Source organism: Kocuria sp. (assembly GCF_030536815.1).
Taxonomy (GTDB): domain Bacteria; phylum Actinomycetota; class Actinomycetes; order Actinomycetales; family Micrococcaceae; genus Kocuria; species Kocuria gwangalliensis.
This window is the reverse complement of the sequence record NZ_JAUNPE010000080.1, coordinates 4,273-10,616: the sequence shown is the minus strand read 5'-3', so window position 1 is coordinate 10,616 and position 6,344 is coordinate 4,273. Positions and strand designations below refer to the sequence as shown.

Annotated in this window: 6 protein-coding genes; all 6 read right to left on the bottom strand. The window is 66.4% G+C overall.

Annotated features, from left to right (window positions below; translation table 11 throughout):
* A partial coding sequence (locus tag Q4E95_RS08500; RefSeq protein WP_303382893.1) for a CTP synthase occupies nt 1-1,385 on the bottom strand: 1,385 nt, incomplete at its 3' end.
* A 49-nt stretch (nt 1,386-1,434) separates the two neighbouring features.
* Nucleotides 1,435-3,147 (bottom strand): DNA repair protein RecN, encoded by a 1,713-nt coding sequence (gene recN, locus Q4E95_RS08495; protein WP_303382892.1) that lies wholly within the window; start codon nt 3,145-3,147, stop codon nt 1,435-1,437.
* A complete protein-coding gene (locus tag Q4E95_RS08490) occupies nt 3,144-4,250 on the bottom strand; it encodes an NAD kinase (protein WP_303382891.1) in 1,107 nt (368 codons plus the stop codon). The genes recN and Q4E95_RS08490 overlap by 4 nt, the downstream gene beginning before the upstream one ends.
* A gap of 66 nt (nt 4,251-4,316) precedes the next feature.
* Nucleotides 4,317-5,072, bottom strand: coding sequence for a TlyA family RNA methyltransferase (locus Q4E95_RS08485; protein ID WP_303382890.1), 756 nt, complete (start codon nt 5,070-5,072; stop codon nt 4,317-4,319).
* On the bottom strand, nt 5,069-5,290 hold the full coding sequence (locus tag Q4E95_RS08480; protein WP_303382889.1) for a hypothetical protein: 222 nt from the start codon (nt 5,288-5,290) through the stop codon (nt 5,069-5,071). The genes Q4E95_RS08485 and Q4E95_RS08480 overlap by 4 nt, the downstream gene beginning before the upstream one ends.
* Nucleotides 5,287-6,294 carry an HAD-IIA family hydrolase gene (locus Q4E95_RS08475; protein ID WP_303382888.1) on the bottom strand — a complete coding sequence of 336 codons (1,008 nt, stop codon included), beginning with the start codon at nt 6,292-6,294 and terminating at the stop codon, nt 5,287-5,289. Before Q4E95_RS08475 ends, Q4E95_RS08480 begins: the two co-directional genes overlap by 4 nt.
* Between the last annotated feature and the right edge of the window lie 50 nt (nt 6,295-6,344).

Genomic DNA, 6,344 nt, shown 5'->3' with positions numbered 1-6,344 from the left:
GCCGGGTAGGAGCCCAGGCGCATGGTGCCGCCCAGATCGCCGGCGCCCTCCACGAACTGCTTCTGCTCCTCCATGGTGGCGATCACCGGGGTGTCGGTCTCGGGATCGAACTCGGTCGAGGACGCGTTGGGCAGGCCCACCACGTTGCGGGCGAATTCCATGACCATGCACTGCAGACCCAGGCACAGGCCCAGCACGGGAACCCGGTTCTCACGGGCCCACTTGAGGGCACCCAGCTTGCCTTCCAGTCCGCGGATGCCAAAGCCACCGGGAACACAGATCGCGTCCACGTCGCCGAGTTCGCGCTGTGCGCCCTCGGGGGTGTCACACAGGTCGGAGGCAACCCACTTGATGTGCACGCGGGAGTCATTGGCGAAGCCACCGGCGCGCAGCGCCTCGGACACCGAGAGGTAGGCGTCCGGGAGGTCGATGTACTTGCCCACGAGCGCCACGTTCACGTGGTGTTCGGGCTGGTGCACGGCCTCGAGCAGGTGCGACCACTGGGTCAGATCGGCGTCCTCGTAGGACAACCGCAGGTAGTCAAGGATGTAGGTGTCCAGGCCCTGATTGTGCAGTGTCGTGGGGATGTCGTAAATGCTGGGCGCATCGGCACACGAGATCACGGCGTCCAGGTCCACGTCGCAGGCCCCACCGACCTTGCGGAGCATGCCGTCCGGAACATCTCGGTCACAGCGCAGGACCAACGCGTCCGGCTGGATACCCAGACCACGCAGCGTGGCCACGGAGTGCTGGGTCGGTTTGGTCTTGAGCTCGCCGGACGGGCCGATGAACGGGATCAAGGACACGTGCAGGTAGAACACGTTGTTGCGGCCCACGTCCTGACGTACCTGCCGTGCGGCCTCGATGAACGGCTGGGACTCGATGTCACCCACCGTGCCACCGATCTCGGTGATGATGATGTCCGGCGCGTCCTCATCTTCGGCGCGGCGGCGCATCCGGCGTTTGATCTCGTCCGTGATGTGCGGGATGACCTGAACCGTGTCACCCAGGTACTCGCCGCGGCGTTCCTTGGCGATCACCGTGGAGTACACCTGCCCGGTGGTCACGTTCGCGGAGGCATCCAATTTCTCGTCGAGGAAGCGCTCGTAGTGACCGATGTCCAGGTCGGTTTCCGCGCCGTCCTCCGTGACGAAGACCTCACCGTGCTGGAACGGGTTCATGGTCCCGGGATCCACGTTGAGGTACGGATCCAGCTTCTGCATGGTCACGGACAGTCCGCGTGAGCGGAGCAACATTCCCAGGGACGAGGCCGTCAGGCCCTTGCCGAGAGAGGAAGCTACACCACCCATGACGAAGATCTGTCGGGTCACTTTGCCGTTGTTCTGCGTGCCTGCCTCGCGGGCGGCGTTCTGAGCGTTCACCACGGAATTTCAGCCTACCATTCCAGTTGCGTTGAGTTGAGGGGCAGTTGTGTCATGCGGTTGCATCCCGTAGGAGCTCGCGGGCGTGCTCCCGCGCGGCTTCAGAGTTTTCGTGGCCCGCGAGCATGCGCGCCAGTTCCACCACGCGTTCCTCGTCCGTGAGCACTCTCACGTCCGACACCGTGGAATCCGAAGACTTGGTCACCAGCACGTGGTGGTCGGCGAAGGCCGCAACCTGCGGTAGGTGGGTCACCACGAGCACCTGGACGTTCTTGGCCAGCATCTTGAGGCGCCGACCGATCTCCACGGCCGCCTTTCCGCCCACGCCGGAGTCCACCTCGTCGAAAACAAAGGTCGGTACCGGGTCCACCTCGGAGAGCACCACTTCCAGCGACAGCATGATGCGGGAGAGCTCACCGCCGGAGGCGCCCTTGCCCAGGGGGCGAGGTTTGGCATCAGGGTGGGGGGCCAGCCTGAATTCGATCTCATCGCGCCCGTGCTCGGTGAACTGGTCTATCGGTTCCACCGAGACCACCAGCGAGGCGTTCGGCATGGCCAGGGCCGTGAGTTCCTTGCTCACGGCCCGGGAAAGCTTCTCGGCCGTCTTCCGGCGGATCCCCAGCATGGTCTGCGAGCGCTCCAGCAGTTCCTGGTGCAGCGCGTGAGCCTCGCTGCGCAGTTCCTCGTCGCGCTGCGGGTCGTCCACCAGATCGGAGAGCCGGCCGCGCGCGGTGTCGGCCCATTCGATGACTTCGTCGATCGTGGTTCCGTACTTGCGTGTGAGGCTCCGCAGTGCGTTGCGGCGCTGTTCCACCTGCGCAAGACGGGCCGGCCCGTCCTCGTCGAGACCGCTCGCGTACCCGGACAGGTCCGCGGCGACGTCGGCGGCGACCACCGTGAGTTCCCGGACGCGCGTGGCCAGCTCGGCCAGGTCCGCGTCCGCATCGGACTCGTGGTCCAGGGCTTGCTGCGCCAGTGACAGCAACGCCACGGCGTTGGCGGTGGGTTCGTCGTCCGTGTCCGTTCCGCTGAGCGCGGCCTGCGCGGTCAAGGCCGCGGACCGCAGGGCCTCGAGGTTGGTGAGCTTCTCGCTTTCGGCGTCCAGCTGGAGGTCTTCCCCGGAGATCGGCTCCACCGCGTCGATTTCCTCGAGCGCGGTGGTCAGGCTCTGAGCCTCCAGGGCCCGCTCGCGCATGTTCTCCTTGATCTCACGCAGGGTCGCCACAATGGTCCTGTAGCGAGCGAGTTTCGCACGGTAGGCGGTCAATTCCTTGGCGAGCGCCGCCCCCGCGTACTCGTCCAGGGCCTTGCGCTGGGCCACCGAGGACTTCAGTCGCAACTGGTCCGACTGGCCGTGCACGGCCACGAGGGTCTCCCCCACGGCACCCAGGGTGCCCACGGGAGCCGACCGGCCGCCCACGTGCGCGCGACTGCGGCCCTCGGCGGAGACGGTGCGGGACAGCAGGATCTGCGCCTCATCCCGGCCGTTCACGGTCTCGACGTCGACGACGCCGCCCGCCTCCTCCACGAGGTCTACCGCCCCGTGCGTAGCGGGCACCATGACGGTTGCCTCCGCCAGTGCCTTACCGCTTCCGGATCGCACGGCACCGGCATCCGCGCGGTTGCCCAAAAGCATGCCGAGGGCGGTGACGACCATGGTCTTACCGGCACCGGTCTCACCCGACAGGATGGACAGTCCGGGTCCCAGGGGCAGCACGGCATCCGTGATGACACCCAGGTCGTGAATATGGATTTCTTCGATCATCGGCTCGGGGTTTCACCTGACGAGGATTGCTCCGGGGACGGGTCGAGGACCTGATCCGCCGTATTGCCGTCTTGGGGGGACCTGGGGTCGTACGGGATTTCGCGCCCCACGCTCAACTTGGGAAAACCATTGGCTTCGGAAATCACGTTGTGCTTGGGCTGAACCATGGGAAGCGCGCTGGTCTTGGCCTCCTGTTGGTGACTGGGGAGCGGGCCGCGCCAGCCCGCAGTGGGCAGTTCGAACTTCTTGACCAGTCGTTCCGAGAACGGGGTCGCGTGCATGCGCGCCAAATTCACGGGCTTGTCGGAGCGGCGCACTTCAATGCGGCAACCCGGTGGTAGGTCGGCGGTGCGTCGGCCATCGCACCACAACACACCGCGGGCATCGGTGCGGGTGAGCACTTCCACCGCCATCATGGAGCGCGGTGAGATGACCAAGGGGCGTGAGAACAGCGCGTGTGCCGACAGCGGCACCAAGAGCAGCGCCTCGACCTCGGGCCACACCACGGGCCCGCCGGCGGAGAAGGCGTACGCGGTGGAACCCGTGGGGGTCGCCATGACCACACCGTCACAACCGAAGGTGGACAGCGGACGGCGGTCCACCTCGATGACCACTTCCACCATCTTCTCGCGGTTGCCCTTTTCGACGGAGGCCTCGTTGAGGGCCCAGGTGTGCAGAACTTTCTTCTGGTTCTCCCACACGGTCACGTCCAACGCCATACGACGTTCCACGGTGTAACGCCCATCGACAATTGCTTCCACGGTCTCCGTGAGCCCGGAGCGTTCCGATTCGGCCAAGAACCCCACGTGCCCCAGATTGACGCCCAACAGCGGGGTGTCCACGCCGCGGACGACTTCCGCGGCGCGCAGGATCGAGCCGTCACCACCCAGGACCATGACCAGTTCGATGTCGCGCAGGGCCACGTCTTCTTCGACGATCTCCACGGGTGCCATGGTCTGGCCGTCCGCCCGAAGCGCTTCCAGGTCTCGGCGCGACAGCACAGGAATCAGTCCGGCCTCATGCAATTGCGCACAGGACTGACGAGCGGCGTCTTTGGCGTCACGCCTGCCCGTGTGTGTCATGACCAAGATTTTCCGGCTCACGTGCTCGGGTCATCCTCCTGTGGTTCGGGCTGCGGTCCAAGAACTCTGCTAAGCCTACGCGAGCATTCAGACTCCCTGAACGATGCCTCGTTTACGGCACCAGACGAAGAACTCCACGTTACCGTCTTGACCCGGCAGGGGACTTTCCACCCGCCCCTTGACCTCCAGGCCGGCCCGGCCGGCGGCGGAAATCACGCCGTCCACGGCGCGGCGTCGTTCCCGTTCGGAGGTCACCACACCGGTGCGGGAGATGTTGTGGATCCCCACCTCGAATTGGGGTTTGACCATGAACAAGACGTCTCCCCCGTCCTTCGTGGCCCGGCCGAGGGCATCCGTGACCAGTGTCAACGAGATGAACGACAGGTCGCACACGGTCAGATCGGCGGGACCGCCAATCTGGTCCGTGGTCAGATAACGAACGTTGAGACCTTCGAACACGCGCACGCGCTCGTCACCGCGCAGTTCGGGCACCAGCTGATCGTGTCCCACATCGACCGCGACCACTTCGCGGGCACCGCGGCGCAGCAACACGTCCGTGAATCCACCGGTGGATGCACCGGCATCCAGGCAGCGCAGTCCGGCCGGGTCGATCTCGGTGAAGGTATTCAGGGCGCCCACCAGTTTGTGACCGGCCCGGCTGACGTACTCCTCCGCCGCCGACGCCGCCACCTCCAGCTGGTCCTCGTCACCCACCTTCAGGGACGGCTTGGTGCACGGGGAACCGTTGACCCTAACGCGCCCGTCCCGGATCCACGACGCCGCGAGCGTCCGGGATCGTGCGAGCCCCCGCGCGACCAGGGCTTGGTCCAACCGCCGGTTCACTGGCCCGTGAGTCCCGCGGGAAGGGAACCGGGGTGCTGATTGAGAACCGATTCCAGTTCCGCGTGGAGCTGTCGGTAGGCCGCCGCTCGTTCGTTCACGGGCAGCTCGCTCACCGCGGCTTCCTGGGCGAGCACCCGGTCCACCGGGTCCAGCCCGGTGACGGGCACGGCATCCGGTTCTTGCTCGCTCCAGACCGCGTTCGTGCGCTGGTCGCTCATGATTCGCTCACCCATGTCACGTCGGGATCGGTCGGCGCTTCCGCCTCGGGGTGCAGGGCCCACCACGCGGCACACGCCGCGCGCCAACCGTCCAGGCTGTTCTCGGAGGCTCGCACCGTCACCGCGTTCTCCCGTGCCACGGCTGTCGCGTCACGGCAGGTGGCGGTCACATCATGATCCTCGTGGGTCACCTGGGGTTCGGGATAGACCGCGAACAGCTCCCGCAGGTTACCCAGCAGGTATGTGGGACGTTCCCGATCGCACGCGCGCAACACGGTCTCCGGCGTGTCGACACCCGTGAACACCTCGATACTGGCCATGCCCGCGGCGTGGGCCCCCCGAATATCCGTGTCGAGCCGGTCGCCGACCACCACGGGCCGCCGGCTCCTGGCTCGCTCCGCAGCTTCGTGGAACACCGGAGCCTGCGGCTTACCCGCCACGATGGGCTCCCGTCCGGTGGCCGCCGCCACCGCTGCCACGAGCGTGCCGTTGCCCGGCGCAATGCCGCGTTCCTTGGGGATCGTGCGGTCCGTGTTGGTCGCACACCACAGCACGGATTCATCGGCCAACGTGTACGCCGCCTCGGCCAGTTGTTCCCAGCCCAGTTGCGGGTTGAACCCCTGCACCACCGCGGCGGGATCCTCAGCCTGCGACCACACCGGGGTCAGACCCACGGCGCTGATTTCGTCCGCGAGCGCTTGCGCACCGGTGATCAGCACCCTGGAGTTTTCGGGCAGTCGATCGGCCAGCAGCTTCGCGGCCGCCTGTGCGGAGCTGGCCACGGAACTCGCCCGAGTGGGTGCACCCAGCTGCGAGATATGCTCCGCCACGGCGGCCGGTGGGCGTGACGCATTGTTCGTCACGTACATCACCGGTACGCCCATCTCCACAGCGCGGTTCAGCGATTCGGGTCCGCCGTCAATGGCATCGGGGCCCGCGTAGACCACGCCGTCCAGATCACACAACAGCGCGTCGAAGCGCCGGATCAGCGGCTCATCGGTCATGGTTCTCGAAATCATCACCGGTCTCGGGTGCGTTCTCGGGACCGTCGGCG